This is a genomic window from Streptomyces sp. R28 (genome assembly GCF_041052385.1).
In the GTDB taxonomy this organism is placed as follows: domain Bacteria; phylum Actinomycetota; class Actinomycetes; order Streptomycetales; family Streptomycetaceae; genus Streptomyces.
The window spans coordinates 7,172,884-7,195,298 of the sequence record NZ_CP163439.1; the positions used below are offsets into that span (position 1 = coordinate 7,172,884).

A 22,415-nucleotide genomic window follows, 5' to 3' on the forward strand; every position below is an offset into this window, starting at 1 on the left:
CCCAGACCCCCAAAGTGAAACTTCGGGCCCAACAAGGAGAGCAGGGAACCCAGATGGCGGAGCTCACGATCCGGCCGGAGGAGATCCGGGACGCGCTGGAGACGTTCGTCCAGTCGTACAAGCCGGACGCGGCCTCGCGCGAGGAGGTCGGTACGGTCACCCTTGCCGGCGACGGCATCGCGAAGGTCGAGGGTCTGCCCTCGGCCATGGCCAACGAACTGCTGAAGTTCGAGGACGGCACCCTCGGCCTCGCCCTCAACCTCGAGGAGCGCGAGATCGGTGCCATCGTCCTCGGTGAGTTCAGCGGCATCGAGGAGGGGCAGCCGGTCTCCCGTACCGGTGAGGTCCTCTCCGTGGCTGTCGGCGAGGGCTACCTCGGCCGCGTCGTCGACCCGCTCGGCAACCCGATCGACGGCCTCGGCGAGGTCGAGACGTCCGCCCGCCGCGCCCTGGAGCTGCAGGCTCCGGGCGTCATGGCCCGTAAGTCGGTGCACGAGCCGATGGAGACCGGCTACAAGGCCGTCGACACGATGACCCCGATCGGCCGTGGCCAGCGTCAGCTGATCATCGGTGACCGCCAGACCGGCAAGACCGCCCTGGCCGTCGACACGATCATCAACCAGCGTGACAACTGGCGCACCGGCGACCCGAACAAGCAGGTCCGCTGCATCTACGTCGCCGTCGGCCAGAAGGGCTCGACGATCGCGTCGGTCCGCCGCGCGCTGGAGGAGAACGGCGCGCTGGAGTACACGACCATCGTCGCCGCCCCGGCGTCCGACCCGGCCGGCTTCAAGTACCTGGCGCCGTACACCGGTTCGGCCATCGGCCAGCAGTGGATGTACGAGGGCAAGCACGTCCTGATCATCTTCGACGACCTCTCGAAGCAGGCCGACGCCTACCGTGCCGTGTCCCTGCTGCTGCGCCGCCCGCCGGGCCGTGAGGCCTACCCGGGTGACGTCTTCTACCTGCACTCCCGTCTGCTGGAGCGCTGCGCGAAGCTCTCCGACGACATGGGCGCCGGCTCGATGACCGGTCTGCCGATCGTCGAGACCAAGGCCAACGACGTCTCGGCGTTCATCCCGACCAACGTCATCTCCATCACCGACGGCCAGTGCTTCCTGGAGTCGGACCTGTTCAACGCCGGTCAGCGTCCCGCGCTGAACGTCGGTATCTCCGTCTCCCGAGTCGGTGGTTCCGCGCAGCACAAGGCGATGCGCCAGGTGTCGGGTCGTCTCCGCGTGGACCTCGCCCAGTTCCGTGAGCTGGAGGCGTTCGCCGCCTTCGGTTCCGACCTGGACGCCGCGTCGAAGGCGCAGCTGGAGCGCGGTTCGCGCATGGTCGAGCTGCTGAAGCAGGACCAGTACCAGCCGATGGCCACCGAGGACCAGGTCGTCTCCATCTGGGCCGGCACCAACGGCAAGATGGACGAGGTTCCCGTCGCCGACATCCGCCGCTTCGAGAAGGAGCTGCTGGAGTACCTGCACCGCAAGGAGCAGGGCCTCATGACCTCCATCAAGGAGGGCGCGAAGATGTCGAACGACACCATCCAGGCGATCGACGACGCCGTTGCCGAGTTCAAGAAGCAGTTCGAGACCTCGGACGGCAAGCTGCTCGGCGAGGACGCTTCGCCCGCCGCCAAGTGACGTAAGGAAGGGACCTGACTCATGGGAGCCCAGCTCCGGGTCTACAAGCGTCGCATCCGATCCGTCACCGCGACCAAGAAGATCACGAAGGCGATGGAGATGATCGCCGCCTCGCGCGTCGTCAAGGCGCAGCGCAAGGTGGCGGCCTCCACGCCGTACGCGCAGGAACTGACCCGCGCGGTCACGGCGGTCGGTACCGGTTCGAACACCAAGCACCCGCTGACCACCCAGGCCGAGACGGTCACCCGGTCCGCGGTGCTGCTCCTGACGAGCGACCGTGGTCTCGCCGGTGCCTTCAACTCCAACGCCATCAAGGCGGCGGAGCTGCTGACCGAGCGCCTGGAGCGCGAGGGCAAGCAGGTCGACACGTACATCGTCGGCCGGCGTGGTCTGGCGCACTACAACTTCCGTGAGCGCAAGGTCTCGGAGTCGTGGACCGGGTTCACGGACGAGCCCACGTACGCGGACGCCAAGAAGGTCGCGGCGCCGCTGATCGAGGCCATCGAGACGGACACGGCCGAGGGCGGCGTGGATGAACTCCACATCGTCTTCACCGAGTTCGTGTCGATGATGACGCAGACGGCGCTCGACGACCGCCTGCTGCCGCTCAGCCTCGACGAGGTCGCCAAGGAGGCCGCGCCCAAGGGCGAGATCCTCCCGCTGTACGACTTCGAGCCGTCGGCGGAGGACGTCCTCGACGCCCTTCTGCCGCGCTACGTGGAGAGCCGTATCTACAACGCGCTGCTCCAGTCGGCCGCCTCCAAGCACGCCGCCACGCGGCGCGCGATGAAGTCGGCCACCGACAACGCCGGAGAGCTGATCGAGACGCTCTCCCGGCTTGCGAACGCGGCCCGCCAGGCCGAAATCACCCAGGAAATCAGCGAGATCGTCGGTGGCTCCGCAGCCCTGGCCGACGCGAGCTGGGGGAGTGACAGGTAATGACGACGACAGTTGAGACGGCCGCTGCCACGGGCCGCGTCGCCCGGGTCATCGGCCCGGTCGTCGACGTGGAATTCCCCGTCGACGCGATGCCGGAGATCTACAACGCCCTGCACGTCGAGGTGGCCGACCCGGCCAACGCCGGCGAGAAGAAGATCCTGACCCTGGAGGTCGCCCAGCACCTGGGTGACGGCCTGGTCCGGACGATCTCCATGCAGCCCACCGACGGTCTGGTCCGCCAGGCCGCCGTCACCGACACCGGCACGGGCATCACCGTCCCGGTCGGCGACTTCACCAAGGGCAAGGTGTTCAACACCCTCGGTGAGGTGCTGAACGTCGACGAGACCTACGACGGTGAGCGCTGGGCGATCCACCGCAAGGCCCCGAACTTCGACGAGCTCGAGTCGAAGACCGAGATGTTCGAGACCGGCGTCAAGGTCATCGACCTTCTCACCCCGTACGTCAAGGGTGGAAAGATCGGTCTGTTCGGTGGTGCCGGCGTCGGCAAGACGGTGCTCATCCAGGAGATGATCTACCGCGTCGCCAACAACCACGACGGTGTGTCGGTGTTCGCCGGTGTCGGTGAGCGCACCCGTGAGGGCAACGACCTCATCGAGGAGATGTCGGACTCCGGCGTCATCGACAAGACCGCGCTGGTCTTCGGTCAGATGGACGAGCCCCCGGGCACCCGTCTGCGCGTGGCCCTCGCGGGTCTGACCATGGCGGAGTACTTCCGCGATGTGCAGAAGCAGGACGTGCTGTTCTTCATCGACAACATCTTCCGCTTCACGCAGGCCGGTTCCGAGGTCTCGACCCTGCTCGGCCGTATGCCCTCCGCGGTGGGCTACCAGCCGAACCTGGCCGACGAGATGGGTCTCCTCCAGGAGCGCATCACCTCGACCCGTGGTCACTCGATCACCTCGATGCAGGCGATCTACGTCCCCGCGGACGACCTGACCGACCCGGCCCCGGCCACCACGTTCGCCCACCTCGACGCGACGACGGTTCTGTCCCGTCCGATCTCCGAGAAGGGCATCTACCCGGCCGTGGACCCGCTGGACTCCACGTCCCGGATCCTGGACCCGCGCTACATCGCGCAGGACCACTACAACACCGCCATGCGCGTCAAGGGGATCCTGCAGAAGTACAAGGACCTCCAGGACATCATCGCGATCCTCGGTATCGACGAGCTCAGCGAGGAGGACAAGCTGGTCGTCCAGCGTGCCCGCCGCGTCGAGCGCTTCCTGTCCCAGAACACGCACGTCGCCAAGCAGTTCACCGGTGTGGACGGCTCGGACGTGCCGCTGGACGAGTCGATCTCCGCGTTCAACTCGATCTGCGACGGTGAGTTCGACCACTTCCCGGAGCAGGCGTTCTTCATGTGCGGTGGTCTCGAGGACCTGAAGAAGAACGCGAAGGAGCTGGGCGTCTCCTGACGTACCGGTGCTCTTGAGCCTTGTGCTCATGCAGAGGGGGCGGGGCACGTCCCGCCCCCTCTGTCACGCCTACTAGACTTGTAACCAACACCCGGCAGAACCGCCGGGTGGTGACCCGAGGAGCCACCTTGGCTGCTGAGCTGCACGTCGCGCTGGTCGCCGCCGACCGTGAGGTCTGGTCAGGCCAGGCCACCCTGGTCGTCGCGCGCACCACGTCCGGCGACATCGGCGTCATGCCCGGTCACCAGCCGCTGCTCGGTGTGCTGGAGTCGGGCCCGGTGACCATCCGTACGAGTGAAGGTGGAACCGTCATCGCCGCGGTCCACGGCGGTTTCATCTCGTTCGCGGACGACAAGCTGTCGCTGCTGGCCGAGATCGCCGAGCTGTCGGACGAGATCGACGTCCAGCGCGCGGAGCGGGAACTCGAGCGCGCGAAGGCGGAGGGCGACGACGTCGCCGAGCGCCGCGCGGAGGTCCGCCTGCGGGCGGCGACGGCGCGCTGACCCCTGGGGGTACCGCCCGGGGCCTTTAGGCTCTGGGACAGTGCACGCGATGACGTCACTCAGCCGCGGCTGGGACCGGAGCAATCCGGTGCCGGTCGCGGCTGAGGCAGATATGGAAGTTTTTTCCGTTCCGTTACCTAGGAGACGAGGAGGTCGGTGTCGATGGTCCTCGCTCTGACTGTGTGCGGAATCGTTGTCGCCCTCGTGGTGCTGGGGTTGTTCGTCTTCGGCCTGCGCCGCAGGCTCATCCAGCGCTCCGGCGGCACTTTCGACTGTTCCCTGCGCTGGGACGTGCCGGAGAAACCCGACACCAGCGGTAAGGGCTGGAGCTACGGCGTCGCCCGCTACAACGGCGACCGCATCGAGTGGTACCGCGTCTTCTCCTACGCCTATCGCCCGCGCCGCATCCTGGAGCGCTCCGCGATCGAGGTGGCCGGCCGCCGGGTCCCGGACGGCGAGGAGGAGCTGGCGCTGCTCTCCGACGCGGTGATCCTCACCTGTCTGCACCGGGGCACGCGCCTGGAACTCGCCATGAGCGAAGACGCGCTGACCGGTTTCCTCGCGTGGCTTGAGGCAGCCCCGCCCGGTCAGCGCGTCAATGTCGCGTAGGGTCTTCGACCCCCTGGACTTCCTTACGACAGCCCGTTGTTGATGGCGCTCACCAGCTCACCGTTGCTGGTGTCGCCGCTGAACTCCCAGAAGAACGCGCCGCCCAGGCCCTGGTTCTTGGCCCAGGTCATCTTCCCGGCGATCGTCGAGGGTGTGTCGTACGACCACCAGTTGCTGCCGCAGTGCGCGTACGCCGTGCCCGCGACGGTGCCGGTGGCCGGGCAGGAGGTCTTGAGGATCTTGTAGTCCTCGATGCCCGCCTCGTAGGTGCCGGTCGCCGGGCCGGTGGCCGTGCCGCCGGGGGCGGACTGGGTGACGCCGGTCCAGCCGCGGCCGTAGAAGCCGATGCCGAGCAGCAGCTTGCTCGCCGGGACGCCCTTGGTCTTGAGCTTGGCTATGGCGGCGGCGGAGTTGAAGCCCTCCTTCGGGATGCCGGAGTACGAGGTGAGCGGCGAGTGCGGGGCCGTCGGGCCGGTCTTGTCCCAGGCGCCGAAGTAGTCGTACGTCATCACGTTGTACCAGTCGAGGTACTGGGCGGCGCCGCCGTAGTCGGCCGCGTCGATCTTGCCGCCGGACGAGGCGTCGGCCGTGATGGCGGCGGTGATCAGATAGTTCGAGCCGAATTCGGTGCGCAGTGCCTGCGAGAGGTTCTTGAAGGCCGCGGCGCCGGAGGTGTCGCAGGTCAGGCCGCAGGCGTTCGGGTACTCCCAGTCGATGTCGATGCCGTCGAAGACGTCGGCCCAGCGCGGGTCCTCGATCACGGCCTTGCAGGACTTGGCGAACGCGGCCGCGTTGGCCGCCGCCTGTCCGAAGCCGCCGGAGTAGGTCCAGCCGCCGAACGAGTACAGCACCTTGATGTGCGGGTACTTGGCCTTCAGCTGGCGCAGCTGGTTGAAGTTGCCGCGCAGCGGCTGGTCCCAGGTGTCGGCGGTGCCGCTGACGGACTGGTCGGCGGTGTAGGCCTTGTCGTAGGCGGCGTAGGTGTCGTCGACGACGCACTTGCCGTCCTTGACGTTGCCGAACGCGTAGTTGATGTGCGTGATCTTCGACGCAGAGCCCGAGGTCACCAGGTTCTTGACGTGGTAGTTGCGCCCGTAGACGCCCCACTCGGTGAAGTAGCCGAGCTTGACCTTGTCACCGGTCGGGGGCGGTTCCGTGGTGCTGCCGGTGGTGCGCACCGCGCGGGCGCCGCTCGCCGGACCGGTCTGGTCGGCGGTGTCGCGGGCCTGGACGGTGTAGGAGTAGTCGGTGGCGGCGCTCAGGCCGGTGTCCGAGTACGACGTGGTCGTCACCGTCGCGACCTTGGCGCCGTCGCGCAGGACGTCGTAGTTCTTGACGCCGTTGTCGTCGGTGGCGGCCGACCAGCTCAGTTTCACCGAGGTGTTGGTGATGTCGGAGGCGGTGGGCGTGCCGGGGGCGGACGGCGGGTTGTCGCCGGGGACGCTGCCGCCGTCGCAGCTGCCGCCGTTCAGTTTGCAGTTCGCGGGGGAGCCGGTACCGGTGCCGTTGAAGCCGAAGGTGGCGGAGGCGCCGGGGGCGAGGGTGCCGTTCCAGGACTTGTTCTTGGCGGTCCAGTGGGTGCCGGAGGAGGTGACGTCGGCGTCCCAGGAGGAGGTGACGGACGTGCCGGAGGGGAAGTCCCACTCGACCGTCCAGGAGCTGAGGGAGGTCGTGCCGGTGTTCTTCACCGTCCACTTGCCCTCGAAGCCGGAGCCCCAGTCCTGTGTCTTGGCGTAGGTGGCGGTGGCGGAGGTCGCGGCCTCGGCGGGGCTCGCGAGGCCGACCAGGCCGGCGAAGGGGAGCAACAGTGTCGCGAACCCTGCCGCGGCTCTGTGTCTGAAGCGCATGCTGCGCCTCCTTGTCGGGGAGTTGGGGGGCATGCTGAGCCTCACGCCCACTCATGGTGCGGTGAGAATAGAAAGGTCTGGACCAGCGGTCAATAGGTCTGGACCACTTGACTTCCGCCTGGGACCGGCCTCCCTGCTATGCCCCTCGGCTCAGCCCCGCTGGATCCCCAACTCCTGTGCCAGTACGCCCGCTTGGACCCGGCTACGCAGTTCCAGCTTCCCCAGCAACCGGCTGACGTGCGTCTTCACCGTCGCCTCGGCCATGTCGAGCCGCGTCGCGATGTCGGCGTTGGACAACCCCTCCCCGAGGCAGGCCAGCACCTCGCGCTCGCGGCGCGTCAGACTGTCCAGAACCGATGGATCGGCTGTCGTCTCGCGCACGGGCTTGGCGGCGAACTCGGCGATCAGGCGCCGGGTCACGGCCGGGGCGATGAGGCCCTCGCCGCGCGCCACCGTCCGGACGGCCTCGATCAGATCCCACGCCTCGGTGTTCTTCAGCAGGAACCCCGCGGCCCCGGCCCGCAACGCCCCGAACACGTACTCGTCGAGGTCGAAGGTGGTGAGCACGAGGACGTCGGCCAGCTGCTCGGCGACGACCTGCCGGGTCGCCGAGACCCCGTCCAGGCGGGGCATCTGAACGTCCATCAGCACCAGGTCGGGCCGCAGTTCGCGGGCCATGGCCACCGCCTGCTCGCCGTCCGCCGCCTCACCGACCACCTCGATGTCGGGCGCGCTGCGCAGGATGAGGACGAGGCCGGCGCGGACGGCGGACTGGTCCTCGGCGACCAGGACGCGGATCATTCTCTGTCTCCTTCGGTCACGGGAAGGGTGGCGCGTACGGCCCAGATCTTGCCGTCGGTCGAGTCCGGGTCTTCGTCCGGACCGGCCTCGAAGGTGCCGCCCAGCAGCTCGACCCGCTCCCGCATCCCGACCAGCCCGGCACCCGAACCGGGCGCGCGGGGCCCGTCGCGGTCGCCGCCGAACGGGCTGGTCACGGCCACGGTGAGGGAGCCGTCCCGGCGGGCCAACGCGACCCCGACCCTGCCGGGGGAGGCGTGCTTGAGAGCGTTGGTCAGCGACTCCTGCACGATGCGGTAGGCGGCGAGCTCGACCGGGGCGGGGACGGTGCCGCAGGAGACGTCGAGGGTGATGTCGAGGCCGTTGGTGCGGGCGCCGTCGACCAGGGCGTCGAGGCCGTCGAGGGTCGGGGCGGCGACCGGCTCGGTGTCGCCGCTGGAGTCGCGCAGGATGCCGATGAGCCGGCGCATCTCGGCGAGCCCCTGCACGCTGTTCTCACGGATGACGGACAGGGCCTCCTGCGAGGTCCTCGGGTCGTCCAGGGAGAGCGCGGCCGTGGAGTGGATGGCGATCGCGGAGAGGTGGTTGGCGACCATGTCGTGCAACTCGCGTGCCATGCGGGCGCGTTCCGAGGTGACGGCCTGGGTGCGGTCCATCTCGGCCAGCAGCGCGGTCTGCTCGGCGCGCAGACGGGCGGCCTCGGCGGCGTCGCGGTGGTTGCGCACGATCCAGCCGGTGGAGGCGGGCGCGTACGCCACGACACCGACGACCACGCCGATCAGCAGCGCCTCCGGGACGCGCCAGACCGCGAACGGCACCAGCGTTCCGGCCACCGTGAGCAGTCCGGTGATCCACTGGATACGGCGGGCCGAGGCGAGCGGGCCGTACAGCACGGCCGCGTAGACGAGGTCGGTGAACATCAGGATCGTGGCCAGGTTGCCCTGGGTGAAGACGTCCACGCAGATCGCGGGCGTGCCGATCAGCAGGGCTGCGCGGGGGGAGGTCCGGCGCAGCAGCTCGCAGCCGGCCATCACGGTGAGCGGCACCAGGATCGGCCAGGGGCCGTCGAAGAGGGTGATCGGGTCCTTGGCGGGCCGCGTGGCCAGGCCGATGCCCACCAGCAGCAGGCCGCCGAGCAGCCCGCCGATGGCGATGTACACGTCGAAACGGTGCGGGCGGGGGAGGGCCATGACTCCATCCAACACGGTGGCCGTGGCCGACGCCTGATTCGGGGGGAGGGTCCTGGACTGCATCTTTCGATGTACGGCGGTTTCGTCACCGCCGACGACGAAAGCGGCCGTGGCCGCCGGGAGCCTGGAAGGGTGACCGAAAGGAGCAAGTCGTGATCGTCGCCCTCATCATCGCCTGCGAAGTCGGCTTCTGGGTGCTGCTGGCCCTGGGCCTAGCCGTCCGCTACCTGCTGAAGTGGCGCCGTACGAGCGTGGTGTTGCTGCTGTGCGAGCCGGTGCTGGAGCTGGTCCTGTTCGTCGCGACGGCGATCGACCTGAAGAACGGCGCCGAGCCGGGCTGGGAACACGGTCTGGCCGCGCTCTACATCGGCTATACCGTCGCCTTCGGCCACTACACGATCCGCTGGTTGGACGGCCACGCCGCCCCCCGCCTGGGCGGCGGCCCGCCTCCGCAGAAGCCGCCCCGCTACGGTCGCGCCCGCGCCCGCCACGAGGCCAGGCTGTGGATGCGGGCGGTGTACGGGGGCGCGGTGGCCCTGGGCCTGCTCCAGCTGGCCGTCTGGTACGTCGGCGACTCCGGCGACGTCAGCTCCCTGCGCGCCTTCCAGTGGGTGGCGATCCGCACGGTCGGCATCTACGGCCTGATCGCCCTGGCGTACTGGATCTGGCCGAAGAAGGCCCCCGCCGACGCCGAGGACGAGTCCCGGCTCACGACCGGCAAGGAGCGTGTCCGGTCATGAGCCAGGCGTCGAAGAACCTGCTGGAAGGTGTCGTCACCTTCCTGATCGGCCTGCCGCTGTGGTTGTTCACCGAGGACGTGGAGGTACCGGTCGTCACCCTGACCAAGGTCGGCCTGGTGATGATGTGCGTCGGCGGCGCCCTCGTCCTCGTGGGCCTGTCCCAACGGCTGCGCGAGAACCGCTAGCGCTCCCCGCCCGGGACCCAGAGGACGTCGCCCTCGGCTTTGTTCGCCGTCCGCGCCAAGATGAACAGCAGATCCGACAGGCGGTTGAGGTACGTCGCCGTCAGCGGGTTCATCACCTCGCCGTGCACCTCCAGCGCGGCCCACGTAGAGCGCTCGGCCCGGCGTACGACCGTGCAGGCCTGGTGCAGCAGGGCCGCGCCCGGCGTACCGCCCGGAAGGATGAAGGACCGCAGCTTCTCCAACTGCTCGTTGAAGTGGTCGCAGTCCGCTTCCAGCTTGTCGATGTAGAACTGCTCGACCCGCAGCGGCGGGAACTGCGGGTTCTCCACCACTGGCGTCGACAGGTCCGCACCCACGTCGAACAGGTCGTTCTGCACGCGGGTGAGGACCTTGACGATCTCCTCGTCGAGCCCGCCCAGTGCGATCGCGGTACCGATCACCGCGTTCGCCTCGTTGGCGTCGGCGTACGCCGAGATCCGCAGATCGGTCTTGGCGACCCGGCTCATGTCGCCGAGGGCGGTGGTGCCCTGGTCGCCGGTCCTGGTGTAGATGCGCGTCAGATTGACCATGTGGCCAGCGTAGTTACGCTCCGGCGGTTCGGAACACGCGTGTGCCCACCGTCACGGCCAGCGCGGCGAAGGCGACCGCGACCAGAACGCCGTACAGCATGTGCGCCGTCGCGTACGAGCCGACGTACGCGTCCCGCACCGCGTCCACCAGATAGCGGAACGGCACGAAGTGCGACAGCACGTCCAGCCACGCCGGTCCCAGCGTCATCGGCAGCATCAGGCCCGACAGCAGCATCATCGGCATCGTCATGGCGTTGACCGCCGGGCCGAACTCCTGCGGTGTGCGGACCTTCATGGCGAGCGCGTACGACAGCGAGGCCAGCGAAACCGTCAGCAGCGCGACGAACGCGAAGCCGATCAGCACGCCGGGCACGGGAGCCCGCAGCCCCATCGCCAGTGCCGCCAGCACCAGCAGCACCGCCTGGAAGACGAACACGGTGGCGTCGCGCAGAACGCGCCCCAGCAGCAGGGCCAGGCGGCTGACGGGAGTCACCCGCATTCGCTCCACCACGCCCTGACCGGTCTCGATGATGATCGCGAAGCCCGCGAACGACGCCCCGAACAAGCCGAGTTGGAGCAACAGTCCGGGCACCAGCACCTGCCACGAGCTGCCGCCTCCGCCGAGCGGCAGATCGGTGAGGAGCGGACCGAAGAAGAGCAGGTACAGCAGCGGCATCAGCACGCCGAAGAGCAGGGCGAAGCGGGAGCGCAGGGACTGGCGCAGGTAGCGGCCGTAGATCAGCGCGGTGTCGTGAAGCAGCATCCGGGGATTCCTATACGGCTACGGGGGCGGCGTCGGCCGGCGTGGCGCCGCGGCCGGTGATGGCGAGGAACGTGTCCTGGAGCGAGGCGTCGATCGAGCCGCCGTACCGCAGCTTCAGCGCGCTCGGCGTGCCCTCCGCCACGACCACGCCCTTGTCGACGACGACCAGGCGGCCGGAGAGGGCGTCGGCCTCGTCGAGGTAGTGCGTGGTCAGGAAGACGGTCGTGCGGTGCTCGTCGCGCAGGCGCCGGATCAGGTCCCACAGGTCGGCCCGGCTGCCGGGGTCGAGGCCGGTCGTCGGCTCGTCGAGGAACAGGACCTTCGGGCGGTGGGTGAGCGCCATCGCGATGTCGAGGCGGCGCCGCTGGCCGCCGGAGAGGGCGCCGGCCTTGCGGTCGAGGAGGCCGATCAGGCCCAGGTCGCGGGCCAACTCCGCGGCGCGCTCGGCCGCCTGTGGCTTGGTCAGGCGGTACAGGCGGCCTTGGGTGACCAGCTCCTCCCGCACGGTGATCTGCGGATCGACGCCGCCCGACTGGGCCACGTACCCGCAGGCCCGGCGCACCCCGGCGGGGTCGGTCGCGAGATCGCAGCCCGCGACGGTCGCGGCGCCTCCGGTGGGGGCCAGCAAAGTCGTCAGCATCCGCAGGGTCGTCGTCTTGCCGGCCCCGTTCGGTCCCAGGAAGCCGAGGATCTCGCCCTCGCGGACGGTCAGGTCGATGCCGCGCACGGCCTGGACCGGGCCGAGCTTGGTCTGGAAGGTACGGGCCAGTCCGGCCGTACTGATGATGGGCATGGCTCCAGAAAAACAGAGTCTCTTAAATTTTGCAATGACCCCAAAGTTTCAGAGGGTCCAACGAAGTTAGGATGTGGACCATGGCTGAAGGGCTCAGGGAACGGAAGAAGCGCGAGACGCGACAGCGCATCTCGGACATCGCCACCGGGCTGTTCCTGGAGCACGGGTTCCTGGCGGTGACCATCGCGGACGTGGCCGAGGCCGCGGATGTCTCCGTGAACACCGTCTACAACTACTTCCCGGCGAAGGAGGACCTCTTCTTCGACCGCTCCGCCGGCGTCGTCGAGCAGCTCTCCCGCTGGGTGCGCGGCCGGGACGAGGGGGAGTCGGCCGCCCGGGCCGTGCTGCGCGAGCTGCGCGCCGAGGTCGAGGCGGTCTCGCCGCGGATCGGCCTCATGGAGGGCTACGACCGTTTCATGCGCGTCATCCACGAGGCGCCGCCGCTGCGCTCCCGGCTGTGGAGTCTGCAGCAGGAGATCCACGACCACCTCGAAGCCACCCTCCGCGAGGAGGCCGGCGCGCCCGACGGCGACCCGCTCCCGGGTCTGATCGCCGGTCAGATCTCCTGGTGTCATCAGACGGTCTTCGTCACCGTCGGCCGCGAGATGCTCAAGGGGCGCAATCCGGACGAAGTATCACGTGAGGTGCTCGTGCTTCTCGACGACATCGAGGAGCTGTTGAGTGAGAAGGTGCTCAACTACGCCGTCCGAGGCGCGCAATGACCGTGCCGGTGTGATGTCCGTCAGATGAGACGTGACTCGCGTTACTAACCGGTCACACAGTCCCTCACGAACGCTAAGGTCCGCCGAAGAGGCAACCTAAACAGGGTGTAAGGCGTTTCAAAGGGGAGTCGCAACAGTGGCACGGAAGCTTGCCGTCATCGGCGCCGGCTTGATGGGTTCCGGGATCGCCCAGGTCTCCGCTCAGGCGGGGTGGGACGTGGTCCTGCGTGACGTCACCGACGAGGCGCTGAAGCGCGGCACCGACGGCATCAAGGCGTCGTACGACAAATTCGTCAGCAAGGGCAAGCTGGAGGCGCACGACGCCGACGCCGCCCTCGCCCGTATCACCGCGACCACCGACCTGGACGCCGTCGCCGACGCGGACGTCGTCGTCGAGGCCGTCTTCGAGAAGCTCGAGGTCAAGCACGAGATCTTCCGCGCGCTCGACAAGATCGTGCGGGACGACGCCGTGCTCGCCTCCAACACCTCCGCGATCCCGATCACCAAGATCGCGGCGGCCACCGAGCGCCCCGAACGGGTCGTCGGCGTGCACTTCTTCTCGCCGGTCCCGATGATGCAGTTGTGCGAGCTGGTGCGCGGCTACAAGACGAGTGACGAAACCCTCGCCACCGCGCGGGAGTTCGCCGAGTCCGTCGGCAAGACCTGCATCGTCGTCAACCGGGATGTCGCCGGCTTCGTGACGACCCGTCTCATCTCGGCCCTCGTCGTCGAGGCCGCCAAGCTGTACGAGTCGGGCGTCGCCACCGCCGAGGACATCGACCTCGCCTGCAAGCTGGGCTTCGGTCACGCCATGGGCCCGCTCGCCACCGCGGACCTCACCGGCGTCGACATCCTGCTGCACGCCACCAGCAACATCTACACCGAGTCCCAGGACGAGAAGTTCGCTCCGCCGGAGCTGATGCGCCGGATGGTGGACGCGGGTGACATCGGCCGTAAGAGCGGGCAAGGCTTTTACAGCTACTGAGGTTTCGTAGACCACCGCACAGCCCCCGCGCCCATCACGCGATGGGGTGAATTCGGTATCGGTTCGCTTACAGACGGCAACCTCTGACCGCTCAACGCAGTCAGAGGTTGCATCACCTGTCACAGCGAAGACTCATAGCAAACGCAGGCACAGCCACAGCCACAGGCACAGACAACGCATCGCGGAGCACGAACGCACGCTTGGAGAGCGCATATGCACATCAGGGGCGACCACGCCGAACTGGTCGTCGGGGGCGTCCTCGACGTCCGCAGCGCGGCGGACGCCCGTACGGTTCTGCACTCGGCCGTCGACGACGGAGTCGGCGATCTGGTGCTCGACCTGTCCGAGCTGGACTCCTGGGACGCCACCGGACTCGGGGTGATCATGGGGGCCCACCGGCGGGCCGGCCGTTGCGGCCGGCGCCTGGTGCTGCGCGGTGTACCGCCGCAGATGCAGCGCCTGCTGGTGGCCACCCGGCTGCACCGGATCCTGGCGATCGAGGGCGGCATCGGGGTGGAGTCCCTGCCCCGGGTGTGACACCCGGCACGGGTGGGGCGGGACAGTCGGGCGTTTCGTCTGCGAAGCGTACGTCGGGCACAATCCTCACGAGACTGTGACGTCTCGGGCGGCGCGGTACCCCGACCTGTCGTAGATACTGTGCGAAGGTTTAGGGTTCGGCTGCCCGCCGACCAGACAAACCCCTTCGAGCGGGCCCGGACCAGAAGCGACAGCGCGGTGTGCAAAGGCCGGGAGGGGCCAGGACCCGCAGCACACGACGCTTTTGGGGGGCTTGAAGCTATGGACCCGAACAACCGGGGATCCGAGGAGTACGGACACGACGGCGACGGCCAGGCGTCGCGTCAGCGCCCGCCCAGGGATCCCCTCACAACCGACTTCGGACAGCATGCGCCCGCACTCGCCCGCACGGTGCAACTGGTCTCGGGTGACTTCCTGCTCACCGTCAACCCCGTCGACGGCAGCGAGATCGAGGCCTGCCCGCCCGCGGAGCGTCCCGCGCGGCCCGAGAAGCTGACCCCGGCCGACCGCGCCGAGGTCGACCGCGCCGCCAAGCCGCCCGTCCCGCCCGGCCCGGCCCGTACCGCCCAGCCGCTGCCGGCCCGCCAGGACGAGCGCGAGGAGCTGGTACGGCTGCTCGCCCGCGGCCGCTCCGTACGTCTCGTCGGCTCCCCGGGCGCCGGCCGCACCAGCCTCCTCGACCTCGTCGCCGAGGACTGCGCGGACCTCGCGCCCGACGGCGTGGTCCGCCTCACCGGCTTCCACCGCACGCCCGCCGACCTGCTGTACGACCTCTTCTACGCCGTCTACAGCGCCCCCCTGCATCGCCCGGAACCGGACGAACTGCTCACCTTCGTCCGTGACATCGGCGCCGTCGTGGTCCTGGACGACCTCGAGTTCGGCGGTGCCGCGCTCGACGAGCTGCTGGACGCGACCCCCGAGTGCGCCTTCGTGATGGGCGTCACGCCCGAGGTGCCCCCGCCGTCCGCCGGTTCCGGCATCGAGGACGTCGCCCTCGGCGGTCTCGACCGTGCCGCGAGCGTGGAGCTCCTGGAGCGCGGTGTCGGCCGGGTCCTCACCGAGGACGAGTTGAACTGGGCGGGCGACCTGTGGTTCGAGTCGGAGGGCCTGCCGCTGCGGTTCGTCCAGGCCGGGGCGCTGCTGCGGCAGCGGGACCTGCTGCGGGCCGGCGAGGAGGCCGTCGAGGAGTTCGGGGTCTTCGAGGACGCGGCCCCCGTCGACGCGCCCTTCGAGGCGCCGTTCGGCGGCGAGACCGGCCGCGAGGAGGTGCCGCTGCCGTCGCTCGGTGAGGCGGGCGGGCCTGCGCCGCTGCTCGCCTCGCGGCTCAGCGCCTTGGCCCGCGCCACCCTGAAGTTCGCCGTCGCGCTCGGCGGCGAGGTGCCGCACCAGGCGCATCTGCCGGCGCTGGTCGGTGACACCCATGCCGACGCCGCGCTGGGCGAGCTGGTCGACTGCGGGCTGGTCTCGCCGGTCGGCTCCCGCTACCGGCTCGCCGCGGGCGTACAGGCCCAGCTGGAGGCCGTCGGATACGCCGAGGACGTCCAGGACGACGCCCGCACCGCCGCCCGGCACTACGCCTGGTGGGCCGGGCACCCCTCGGTCACGCCGGAGCGCGTGTGCGCCGAGGCGGACGCCGTGCTCGCCGCGCTGGGTGTGCTCGTGCCGGATACCACGCCGCCCGCCGAGGGCGAGGAGAGCCCGACCGTGCAGCTGGCCCGTACGGCCGCGCCCGCGTTCGCCGCGGGGCTGCACTGGAGCGCCTGGGAGCGGGCGCTGCGGGCGGGTGCCGAGGGTGCTCGCCTCGCCGGTGACGTATCCGAACAGGCCTACTTCCACCACGAGTTGGGCGTCCTCGCGCTCTGCGGCGGCCGGCTGGACCGGGCCCGCGCCGAGCTGGAGACCTCCATCGGCCTGCGCGGCGCCCTCGCCGACAAGCGCGGCACGGTCGCGGCCCGCCGCGCCCTCGCCCTGGTCTCGGACCGCTCCGGTACGACGCCGGGGGTGGCCGCGTTCGGCGCCACGGCGGGGGAGGAGGTGTCGGACGCGCGGTACGAGGAGTCGCAGTCGCCTCCGGGAGGCGTGCCGGCCGCCGTCTTCCCGCCCGGCGGGGACGCCACGACGCTGGTCACCCACCGGGCGTCGTCGCCCTCCTCGCCGTCGTCCTCGGCGACCTCGCACAAGGTCCGCGGCGGCGTCCGGGGCTTCGCCCGGCGCAACCTCGTCGCGGCCGGCTCGGGCGCGCTGCTCGTGGCCGTGCTCGGCACGGTGGTGACGCTCGGCGCGACCTCCGACAACGACTCCAAGACCCCGTCCACCCAGGTCGGCGTCAACCCGTCCGCCAGCCAGGGGGTCGGCGACGACAGCCTCGGCGCCGACAAGGCGGAGGGCAGCGACAACGAGGGCTCCGGCGACACCGGTACCCCGACGAGCCGCCCGACGGACCCGGGTCCCGACGGCACGTACGGCACGTCGGACGACCCGACCCCCACGGATACCGCGGGGCCGTCGGACGACCCGACCGGTACGCAGGGCTCGGGCGGCGGTTCGAACTCGTCGACGAAGCCACCGTCGTCGACGAAGCCACCGTCCTCGACCAAGCCGCCGACAAACGACCCGACGACCCCGCCGACCGACGATCCGACGGACGACCCCACGACCCCGCCGACCGACGATCCGACGACCCCGCCGACGGACGATCCGACGACGCCACCGACGGAATCCCCCTCGACCTCCACGTCGGCCAGCGGTCCGGCCCCGTCCGGCCCGACGGAGACCACCAGTTCCGCGAGCGCCCCGCAGAGCACCGACGCGGGTACGCCGAGCAGCGCCGACGCGGTGATCTGACGCACTGATCGAGACAGAAGGGCCGGGTCCACCCTGTGGACCCGGCCCTCGTCGTCGTACAACCGCTCGGAACGGCGCGTCAGAACAACCGCAACTTGTCGTCCTCGATCCCGCGCATCGCGTCGTAGTCCAGGACCTGGCAGCCGATGCCGCGGTCCGTGGCGAGGACCCGGGCCTGCGGCTTGATCTCCTGTGCCGCGAAGATGCCCCGGACCGGCGCGAGATGGGGATCCCGGTTCAGCAGCTCCAGATAGCGCGTGAGCTGCTCCACGCCGTCGATCTCGCCGCGCCGCTTGATCTCGACGGCGACCGTCCGGCCCTCGGCGTCCCGGCACAGGATGTCGACCGGCCCGATGGCCGTCATGTACTCGCGGCGGATGAGCGTGTAGCCCTCGCCGAGGGTTTCGATGCGGTCGGCGAGCAGTTCCTGGAGGTGCGCTTCCACACCGTCCTTGATCAGACCGGGGTCCACGCCGAGTTCGTGCGAGGAGTCGTGGAGGACTTCCTCCATGGTGATGATGAGCTTCTCGCCCGCTTTGTTGGTGACCGTCCAGACGTCCTGCTGCTCCCCGTCCCCCTCCTTCAGGGTGCAGGGCGGCGACATCCAGTTCAGGGGCTTGTAGGCCCGGTCGTCCGCGTGGATCGAGACGCTGCCGTCCGCCTTGACCAGGATCAGACGGGGCGCCGAGGGCAGGTGGGCGGTGAGCCGGCCCGCGTAGTCGACGGAGCATCGGGCAATGACGAGACGCATGGTCGGCAACGCTACTCGACGGGCCAGGGTCGACGCGATTCGCCCTGGGGGAGTCCGTATGACCCCGGACTGCCCCTGTTCATTTCTGGCCGATTGTGTGCCTAACGAGGACCGCCCATGTACGCATTCTCCTGGTGCCGTCACCGTCTGTTGCCTACCGTATTAAACGGGAGGTCGCGAGGCGTGTACGCAGAGTGTCCGGTATCGCGAACTCCCTTATCTGTCCGGCAACCCCTGGTGTTCTGGGGGTGCGAGAGGAGAACCCATGTCGCTCGACGTCTCACCGGCCCTACTCGAACAGGCCGAGCGAGGCGAGGTCGACGAAGCCGCCTTCGTCGACTGCGTCCGGACCTCCCTGCCTTATGCATGGGAGATGATCAGCTCCCTGGTGGCTCAGCTGAAGGTCGACGGCGGTCAGTTCGCCGACAACCAGACGCCTCCGCCGGACGAGCAGGCACGTGGCCAGCTGCTGCGTGCGCTTGCGAGTGACGCGATACGCGGCGCGCTGCAGCGGCACTTCGGGGTGCGACTGGCCTTCCAGAACTGCCACCGGGTGGCGGTGTTCCCGCTTGACGTCTCGGTCGACGAGACGCATGCCCGCTTCACCTCGGTCCGCAGTCAGGTGCTGAACCAGTCCCCGGAATTCAGGGACTGCTGACGCAGTGACCCATTGCTTGCCGCTCCTTACGCGGGAGGTGCATTCAGTACGGGGCGGCAAGCCCTCCGGCGGACCGGGTCTTCCGGTGTGACGCGGCCGTGCATCCTCGGCGGGGCGGTTCAGCCGAGTTGCGGCAGTACTTCGGCGCCCAGGCGTCGTACGTTCTCCTCGGTCGCCGCCAGATCGCCCGAGCCCTCGACGAGCAGGGCGAAGCGGGAGATCCCGGTCCGCTCGCTGGTCGCCGCCAGGCGGTCGGCGCACAGGCGCGGGGTGCCCACCGGGTGCAGCCCGCAGAGCAGTTCGGTGTACGCCAGCGGGTCGCGCATCGCGCGATGGCGGCCGTCCACCGTCACATGGGCCTCCAGGCCCTGCCGGAGCCAGCCCGGCATCGCCTTCGTCAGGGTCTCGACCGCGTCCGTGCGCCGGTCCGCGATCTGGCAGACGCCGGCCGAGACATGGGCCGCGCCGAGGATCTCCTCAGCCGGACGCCCGGCCGCGCGGGCGTGCTCCCGCCAGCGGGCGACCATCTCGGCCTTCTCCTCGTCGCCCACATGCATCCCCAGCAGCATCGGCAGCCCGCGCTCGGCCGCGAGGCGCACGCTCGCCGGTGACGTGCACGCGACGACGACCTCGGGCCCCTCGGCGTCCGTGAGGCACTCCGACGGCCTCGGTACGACGGGGACTTCACGGAAGCCGAAACGGTCCCCGGCGGCCGCGACCGAGGGCTCGCGCAGCCAGCGCATGAGCAGATCGAGTGATTCCGGGAACCCCTCCTCGTACGCCTGAAGACCCGAGCCGAACACCTCCAGATCGACCCACGGCCCGCCGCGCCCCACGCCCAGCGAGAACCGCCCGCCGGAGGTGATGTGCAGCAGCGCGGCCTGCTCGCCGAGGGCCACCGGGTGCGCGGTGGGCAGCACGCTGACCGCCGTGCCCACCCGCAGCCGCTCGGTGCGGCCGAGCAGAAAGGCGGCCAGCGTGATCGCGGACGGACAGGTGCCGTACGGCACGAAGTGGTGCTCGGCCAGCCAGACCGTGTCGAGCCCCGCTTCCTCGGCGACCTCGGCGGAGCGGACCGCGCGGTGCAGCGCCTCCCCGTCGCCCTGCCCCGGGAACCGGGCCGCCAACACGAAACTTCCTACGTGCATTGCCTTTTCCTGCTTCCTTGGCTCCGACGCGGAGCTCCCCCACCGGGCATAACCGTCTGACACGTGCCGAGGACACGGCTTGGCGAAGAGATTTGCGGATTGTCTGCAGAATCGAGCGCCGGAGCGAGGGACTTGTGGGGGTTGGTGCCGTACGGCTACCCCTGTCCCTGCCGCGTAGGCTGGACATGCCCCGTCCATCCTGTATAGCCCCGAGAGGTGTTCCGTGTCCCCGCGTCGCAACCGACCCAACGGCCCTAAAGGAGCTGCCTCGTCCGGACAGAGCGCCGAGGTCGACCGTCCCGGTCGCTACGGCGGCTGGCAGTCGGCCGAGAACTGGCGGGGCGAGGACTGGAACGTACGGCATGTGGCGGGCGCGAGCGCGCAGGGCAAGGCGTACCGCTGCCCGGGCTGCGACCAGATGATCCCGGACGGCGTCCCGCACGTGGTCGCCTGGCCGGACCACGCGGGCGTCGACGACCGCCGCCACTGGCACAGGTCGTGCTGGAACGCGAAGGACCGCCGCACCACGCGGGTGCAGCGGTCCCGTAACGCGCCGAAGTTCTAGAGGTTGCGGCCGGGCCGGATCACACGTCCCGCTTCTCCAGCAGGGCGTAGGCGCCGGCGAACGCGGCGGCCGTCACGCCGAGCATGATCCACAGCGGGTCCCAGCCGGACGGGCCGGACTCGCTCAGGGACTGCTCGTAGAAGACGCTGAGCTGGTTCGGGATCGAGTACTCGAACAGGGCCTGCTGCAGGTCCTGCAGCGACTCCGAGAACATGAACAGCGCGATGACCAGCGGGGCCAGCAGCACGCCGATCATGATCGTGATCGCGCCCGCCGAGTGGCGGATGATCGAGCCGACGACGAGCGAGAGCAGGCCGAGCAGCGCGATGTAGAGCGAGATGCCGACCGTGCCCTTCAGCCACTCCTGGCCGGTGGGCTCGCGCGCGTCCAGCATGGCCACGTCAGCGAGGGCGACCAGGCCGGCCGACGCCAGCGTCACCACGAACGCGACCACGAAGAACACGATCGCCTTCGCCGCCAGCACGCGGCCGCGGGTCGGGCAGGCGGTCATCGTGGTCCGGATCATGCCGGTGCCGTACTCCGAGGCGGTGGTCAGCACGCCGAGCGTGATGATGCACATGCTGCCGAGCAGCAGCCCGAAGAAGCCGAACGACAGCGGGTTCTCCGCGCGCAGGCTGCCGTCCGAGGAGTTGCCGGCGACCAGCGCGGCGGCCGCCAGGCCGATGCCGACGACGAGCAGCACGAACACGCCGAGCGTCCACATCGTGGAGCGCACCGAGCGGATCTTCGTCCACTCCGAGGAGAGCGCGTGTCCGAGGTGCGTGCGCACGACGGGGATCGGCGAGGTGTAGGTGGGGTACGACGGGCCGGGCGCCGCCTGCCAGTTCGGTGCGGCGGTCTGCGGCATCGGGGGCTGGGGCGTGCTCATCGGGCGTCCTCGGGCTTGGTCGGGGCGGCAGGGGCGGCGGGGGCCGGGGGAGCGGCGGGTGCGGCGGGCGGCTGGGCCGGGGCCTGCGGGGGCGCGGCAGGCGGCTGTGCCGGGGCCTGGGGCGCCTGCGGGGCCTGCTGGGCGTACGGGTTGGGTGCACCCGCTCCGGGCGCCGCAGCGGGCGCGCCAGGGGCGCCGTACGGTCCCTGCCCGCCCTGCGGCGCGGGGAACGGCTGCCCGCCCTGCTCGGGCGGCGGCGGGGCGTACCAGCCGGGCTGGCCCTGACCCGGGACCGGCATCGGCGGGTGCGCGCCCGGCGGCAGCTGCTGCCTCAGCCCTTCCTTCTGGTCGGTCGTCGAGCGGTAGTCGACCGCGCCCTGCGTCATCCGCATGTACGCCTCCTCCAGCGAGGCCTGGTGCGGCGACAGCTCCCACAGACGTACGTCGGAGCCGTGCGCGATGTCGCTGATGCGGGGGAGCGGCAGCCCGGTCACCCGCAGCGCGCCGTCCTGCTCGGGCAGCACATGGCCGCCCGCCTCGGTGAGCGCCCCGGCCAGCTTCTCGCGCAGCTGCGGCTCGGTGTCGGGCGTACGGACCCGGGCGAAGCCCGCGGAGTTCGCCGCGATGAAGTCCTTCACGCTCATGTCGGAGAGCAGCTGCCCGCGCCCGATGACGATCAGGTGGTCGGCGGTCAGCGCCATCTCGCTCATGAGGTGCGAGGAGACGAAGACCGTCCGGCCCTCGGCCGCCAGCGACTTCATCAGGTTGCGCACCCAGAGGATGCCCTCGGGGTCGAGGCCGTTGACCGGCTCGTCGAACAGCAGCACCTGAGGGTCGCCCAGCAGCGCGGCGGCGATGCCGAGCCGCTGGCCCATGCCGAGCGAGAAGCCCTTGGAGCGCCTCCTGGCCACGTCCTGGAGGCCGACCACGCCCAGCACCTCGTCCACCCGCCGGGCCGGGATGCCGGACAGCTGGGCCAGGGACAGCAGGTGGTTGCGGGCGGCCCGGCCGCCGTGCACGGCCTTGGCGTCCAGCAGCGCGCCGACCTGGCGGGGGGCGTTGGGCAGCTTGCGATACGGGTAGCCGCCGATGTTCACGTGGCCCGCGGTCGGGTTGTCCAGGCCGAGGATCATCCGCATCGTCGTCGACTTGCCCGAGCCGTTGGGGCCCAGGAAGCCGGTGACGGCACCGGGCCGCACCTGGAAGGACAGGTTGTACACAGCGGTCTTGTCGCCGTAGCGCTTGGTCAGGCCGACTGCTTCGATCATGCTCCGCACCCATCGAAAGGATCAGGACAGCAG

Annotated in this window: 23 protein-coding genes; 13 read left to right on the forward strand and 10 right to left on the reverse strand. The window is 69.9% G+C overall.

Going from position 1 to position 22,415, the window contains the following annotated elements:
* The first annotated feature begins 53 nt into the window (after nucleotides 1-53).
* The 5 genes from atpA to AB5J49_RS32350 all read left to right on the forward strand — a co-directional run bounded on the left by atpA (nucleotide 54) and on the right by AB5J49_RS32350 (nucleotide 5,130).
* A complete protein-coding gene (gene atpA / locus AB5J49_RS32330; protein WP_369172392.1) occupies nucleotides 54-1,643 on the forward strand; it encodes a F0F1 ATP synthase subunit alpha in 1,590 nt (529 codons plus the stop codon).
* Nucleotides 1,644-1,664: 21 nt separating this feature from the next.
* The gene (locus tag AB5J49_RS32335) at nucleotides 1,665-2,582 is read left to right on the forward strand and encodes a F0F1 ATP synthase subunit gamma (protein WP_369172393.1); all 918 of its coding nucleotides are present in this window, start codon (nucleotides 1,665-1,667) and stop codon (nucleotides 2,580-2,582) included.
* Nucleotides 2,582-4,018, forward strand: a complete 1,437-nt coding sequence (gene atpD / locus AB5J49_RS32340; RefSeq protein ID WP_369172394.1) for a F0F1 ATP synthase subunit beta — start codon at nucleotides 2,582-2,584, stop codon at nucleotides 4,016-4,018. The genes AB5J49_RS32335 and atpD overlap by 1 nt, the downstream gene beginning before the upstream one ends.
* A 128-nt stretch (nucleotides 4,019-4,146) precedes the next feature.
* Entirely contained in the window at nucleotides 4,147-4,521 is a 375-nt protein-coding gene (locus AB5J49_RS32345; RefSeq protein ID WP_062709761.1) for a F0F1 ATP synthase subunit epsilon, read from the forward strand.
* A gap of 162 nt (nucleotides 4,522-4,683) precedes the next feature.
* The gene (locus AB5J49_RS32350; protein WP_062709764.1) at nucleotides 4,684-5,130 is read left to right on the forward strand and encodes a DUF2550 domain-containing protein; all 447 of its coding nucleotides are present in this window, start codon (nucleotides 4,684-4,686) and stop codon (nucleotides 5,128-5,130) included.
* A gap of 23 nt (nucleotides 5,131-5,153) precedes the next feature.
* Here AB5J49_RS32350 and AB5J49_RS32355 read toward each other — a convergent pair whose 3' ends face one another.
* From AB5J49_RS32355 to AB5J49_RS32365, 3 genes are all read right to left on the reverse strand, one after another.
* Nucleotides 5,154-6,977 (reverse strand): glycosyl hydrolase family 18 protein, encoded by a 1,824-nt coding sequence (locus tag AB5J49_RS32355; protein ID WP_369172395.1) that lies wholly within the window; start codon nucleotides 6,975-6,977, stop codon nucleotides 5,154-5,156.
* 150 nt (nucleotides 6,978-7,127) lie between these two features.
* A complete protein-coding gene (locus tag AB5J49_RS32360; RefSeq protein WP_369172396.1) occupies nucleotides 7,128-7,778 on the reverse strand; it encodes a response regulator in 651 nt (216 codons plus the stop codon).
* On the reverse strand, nucleotides 7,775-8,965 hold the full coding sequence (locus AB5J49_RS32365; protein WP_369172397.1) for a sensor histidine kinase: 1,191 nt from the start codon (nucleotides 8,963-8,965) through the stop codon (nucleotides 7,775-7,777). Before AB5J49_RS32365 ends, AB5J49_RS32360 begins: the two co-directional genes overlap by 4 nt.
* 152 nt (nucleotides 8,966-9,117) lie before the next feature.
* Between AB5J49_RS32365 and AB5J49_RS32370 the strand changes: the two genes are divergently transcribed.
* Together AB5J49_RS32370 and AB5J49_RS32375 are read left to right on the forward strand one after the other, a co-directional pair.
* Complete coding sequence (locus AB5J49_RS32370) at nucleotides 9,118-9,705, forward strand: hypothetical protein (RefSeq protein WP_369172398.1); 588 nt, start codon at nucleotides 9,118-9,120, stop codon at nucleotides 9,703-9,705.
* Nucleotides 9,702-9,890 (forward strand): DUF5708 family protein, encoded by a 189-nt coding sequence (locus AB5J49_RS32375; protein ID WP_369172399.1) that lies wholly within the window; start codon nucleotides 9,702-9,704, stop codon nucleotides 9,888-9,890. Before AB5J49_RS32370 ends, AB5J49_RS32375 begins: the two co-directional genes overlap by 4 nt.
* On the opposite strand, the gene AB5J49_RS32380 is transcribed toward AB5J49_RS32375, so the two are convergent.
* Genes AB5J49_RS32380 through AB5J49_RS32390 form a run of 3 tightly spaced genes read right to left on the reverse strand, consistent with a single transcriptional unit; the run spans nucleotide 9,887 to nucleotide 12,015 of the window.
* Nucleotides 9,887-10,459: a cob(I)yrinic acid a,c-diamide adenosyltransferase gene (locus AB5J49_RS32380; protein ID WP_369172400.1), complete on the reverse strand. Its 573-nt coding sequence runs from the start codon at nucleotides 10,457-10,459 to the stop codon at nucleotides 9,887-9,889. The genes AB5J49_RS32375 and AB5J49_RS32380 overlap by 4 nt on opposite strands.
* Before the next feature lie 13 nt (nucleotides 10,460-10,472).
* Nucleotides 10,473-11,222 carry an ABC transporter permease gene (locus AB5J49_RS32385; protein ID WP_369172401.1) on the reverse strand — a complete coding sequence of 250 codons (750 nt, stop codon included), beginning with the start codon at nucleotides 11,220-11,222 and terminating at the stop codon, nucleotides 10,473-10,475.
* Nucleotides 11,223-11,232: 10 nt separating this feature from the next.
* Entirely contained in the window at nucleotides 11,233-12,015 is a 783-nt protein-coding gene (locus AB5J49_RS32390) for an ABC transporter ATP-binding protein (RefSeq protein ID WP_369172402.1), read from the reverse strand.
* An 80-nt stretch (nucleotides 12,016-12,095) separates the two neighbouring features.
* On the opposite strand from AB5J49_RS32390, the gene AB5J49_RS32395 reads away from it, so the two are divergent.
* The 4 genes from AB5J49_RS32395 to AB5J49_RS32410 all read left to right on the forward strand — a co-directional run bounded on the left by AB5J49_RS32395 (nucleotide 12,096) and on the right by AB5J49_RS32410 (nucleotide 17,103).
* Nucleotides 12,096-12,737: a TetR/AcrR family transcriptional regulator gene (locus tag AB5J49_RS32395; RefSeq protein ID WP_369172403.1), complete on the forward strand. Its 642-nt coding sequence runs from the start codon at nucleotides 12,096-12,098 to the stop codon at nucleotides 12,735-12,737.
* A gap of 136 nt (nucleotides 12,738-12,873) precedes the next feature.
* Nucleotides 12,874-13,722: a 3-hydroxyacyl-CoA dehydrogenase family protein gene (locus AB5J49_RS32400; protein ID WP_369172404.1), complete on the forward strand. Its 849-nt coding sequence runs from the start codon at nucleotides 12,874-12,876 to the stop codon at nucleotides 13,720-13,722.
* Nucleotides 13,723-13,935: 213 nt separating this feature from the next.
* Nucleotides 13,936-14,259, forward strand: a complete 324-nt coding sequence (locus AB5J49_RS32405) for an STAS domain-containing protein (RefSeq protein ID WP_030046661.1) — start codon at nucleotides 13,936-13,938, stop codon at nucleotides 14,257-14,259.
* A 261-nt stretch (nucleotides 14,260-14,520) separates the two neighbouring features.
* Nucleotides 14,521-17,103, forward strand: a complete 2,583-nt coding sequence (locus AB5J49_RS32410; RefSeq protein ID WP_369172405.1) for an ATP-binding protein — start codon at nucleotides 14,521-14,523, stop codon at nucleotides 17,101-17,103.
* Nucleotides 17,104-17,182: 79 nt separating this feature from the next.
* Here AB5J49_RS32410 and nucS read toward each other — a convergent pair whose 3' ends face one another.
* The gene (nucS, locus tag AB5J49_RS32415) at nucleotides 17,183-17,854 is read right to left on the reverse strand and encodes an endonuclease NucS (protein WP_369172406.1); all 672 of its coding nucleotides are present in this window, start codon (nucleotides 17,852-17,854) and stop codon (nucleotides 17,183-17,185) included.
* A gap of 265 nt (nucleotides 17,855-18,119) precedes the next feature.
* Between nucS and AB5J49_RS32420 the strand changes: the two genes are divergently transcribed.
* A complete protein-coding gene (locus AB5J49_RS32420; RefSeq protein ID WP_274243424.1) occupies nucleotides 18,120-18,512 on the forward strand; it encodes an SCO5389 family protein in 393 nt (130 codons plus the stop codon).
* A 119-nt stretch (nucleotides 18,513-18,631) separates the two neighbouring features.
* On the opposite strand, the gene AB5J49_RS32425 is transcribed toward AB5J49_RS32420, so the two are convergent.
* A complete protein-coding gene (locus tag AB5J49_RS32425; RefSeq protein ID WP_369172407.1) occupies nucleotides 18,632-19,660 on the reverse strand; it encodes an LLM class flavin-dependent oxidoreductase in 1,029 nt (342 codons plus the stop codon).
* Between the two features lie 223 nt (nucleotides 19,661-19,883).
* On the opposite strand from AB5J49_RS32425, the gene AB5J49_RS32430 reads away from it, so the two are divergent.
* Nucleotides 19,884-20,225, forward strand: coding sequence for an ATP/GTP-binding protein (locus AB5J49_RS32430; RefSeq protein ID WP_369172408.1), 342 nt, complete (start codon nucleotides 19,884-19,886; stop codon nucleotides 20,223-20,225).
* Nucleotides 20,226-20,244: 19 nt separating this feature from the next.
* On the opposite strand, the gene AB5J49_RS32435 is transcribed toward AB5J49_RS32430, so the two are convergent.
* Complete coding sequence (locus AB5J49_RS32435) at nucleotides 20,245-21,114, reverse strand: ABC transporter permease subunit (RefSeq protein WP_369172409.1); 870 nt, start codon at nucleotides 21,112-21,114, stop codon at nucleotides 20,245-20,247.
* On the reverse strand, nucleotides 21,111-22,382 hold the full coding sequence (locus tag AB5J49_RS32440) for an ABC transporter ATP-binding protein (protein WP_369172410.1): 1,272 nt from the start codon (nucleotides 22,380-22,382) through the stop codon (nucleotides 21,111-21,113). Before AB5J49_RS32440 ends, AB5J49_RS32435 begins: the two co-directional genes overlap by 4 nt.
* Nucleotides 22,383-22,415: the final 33 nt, after the last annotated feature.

Coding starts and splice junctions, on each gene's coding strand:
- atpA (WP_369172392.1), top strand. CDS start 54: ATGGCGGAGCTCACGATCCGGCCGGAGGAGATCCGGGACGCGCTGGAG.
- AB5J49_RS32335 (WP_369172393.1), top strand. CDS start 1,665: ATGGGAGCCCAGCTCCGGGTCTACAAGCGTCGCATCCGATCCGTCACC.
- atpD (WP_369172394.1), top strand. CDS start 2,582: ATGACGACGACAGTTGAGACGGCCGCTGCCACGGGCCGCGTCGCCCGG.
- AB5J49_RS32350 (WP_062709764.1), top strand. CDS start 4,684: ATGGTCCTCGCTCTGACTGTGTGCGGAATCGTTGTCGCCCTCGTGGTG.
- AB5J49_RS32355 (WP_369172395.1), bottom strand. CDS start 6,977: ATGCGCTTCAGACACAGAGCCGCGGCAGGGTTCGCGACACTGTTGCTC.
- AB5J49_RS32360 (WP_369172396.1), bottom strand. CDS start 7,778: ATGATCCGCGTCCTGGTCGCCGAGGACCAGTCCGCCGTCCGCGCCGGC.
- AB5J49_RS32365 (WP_369172397.1), bottom strand. CDS start 8,965: ATGGCCCTCCCCCGCCCGCACCGTTTCGACGTGTACATCGCCATCGGC.
- AB5J49_RS32375 (WP_369172399.1), top strand. CDS start 9,702: ATGAGCCAGGCGTCGAAGAACCTGCTGGAAGGTGTCGTCACCTTCCTG.
- AB5J49_RS32380 (WP_369172400.1), bottom strand. CDS start 10,459: ATGGTCAATCTGACGCGCATCTACACCAGGACCGGCGACCAGGGCACC.
- AB5J49_RS32385 (WP_369172401.1), bottom strand. CDS start 11,222: ATGCTGCTTCACGACACCGCGCTGATCTACGGCCGCTACCTGCGCCAG.
- AB5J49_RS32390 (WP_369172402.1), bottom strand. CDS start 12,015: ATGCCCATCATCAGTACGGCCGGACTGGCCCGTACCTTCCAGACCAAG.
- AB5J49_RS32395 (WP_369172403.1), top strand. CDS start 12,096: ATGGCTGAAGGGCTCAGGGAACGGAAGAAGCGCGAGACGCGACAGCGC.
- AB5J49_RS32405 (WP_030046661.1), top strand. CDS start 13,936: ATGCACATCAGGGGCGACCACGCCGAACTGGTCGTCGGGGGCGTCCTC.
- AB5J49_RS32410 (WP_369172405.1), top strand. CDS start 14,521: ATGGACCCGAACAACCGGGGATCCGAGGAGTACGGACACGACGGCGAC.
- nucS (WP_369172406.1), bottom strand. CDS start 17,854: ATGCGTCTCGTCATTGCCCGATGCTCCGTCGACTACGCGGGCCGGCTC.
- AB5J49_RS32420 (WP_274243424.1), top strand. CDS start 18,120: ATGTCGCTCGACGTCTCACCGGCCCTACTCGAACAGGCCGAGCGAGGC.
- AB5J49_RS32425 (WP_369172407.1), bottom strand. CDS start 19,660: ATGCACGTAGGAAGTTTCGTGTTGGCGGCCCGGTTCCCGGGGCAGGGC.
- AB5J49_RS32435 (WP_369172409.1), bottom strand. CDS start 21,114: ATGAGCACGCCCCAGCCCCCGATGCCGCAGACCGCCGCACCGAACTGG.
- AB5J49_RS32440 (WP_369172410.1), bottom strand. CDS start 22,382: ATGATCGAAGCAGTCGGCCTGACCAAGCGCTACGGCGACAAGACCGCT.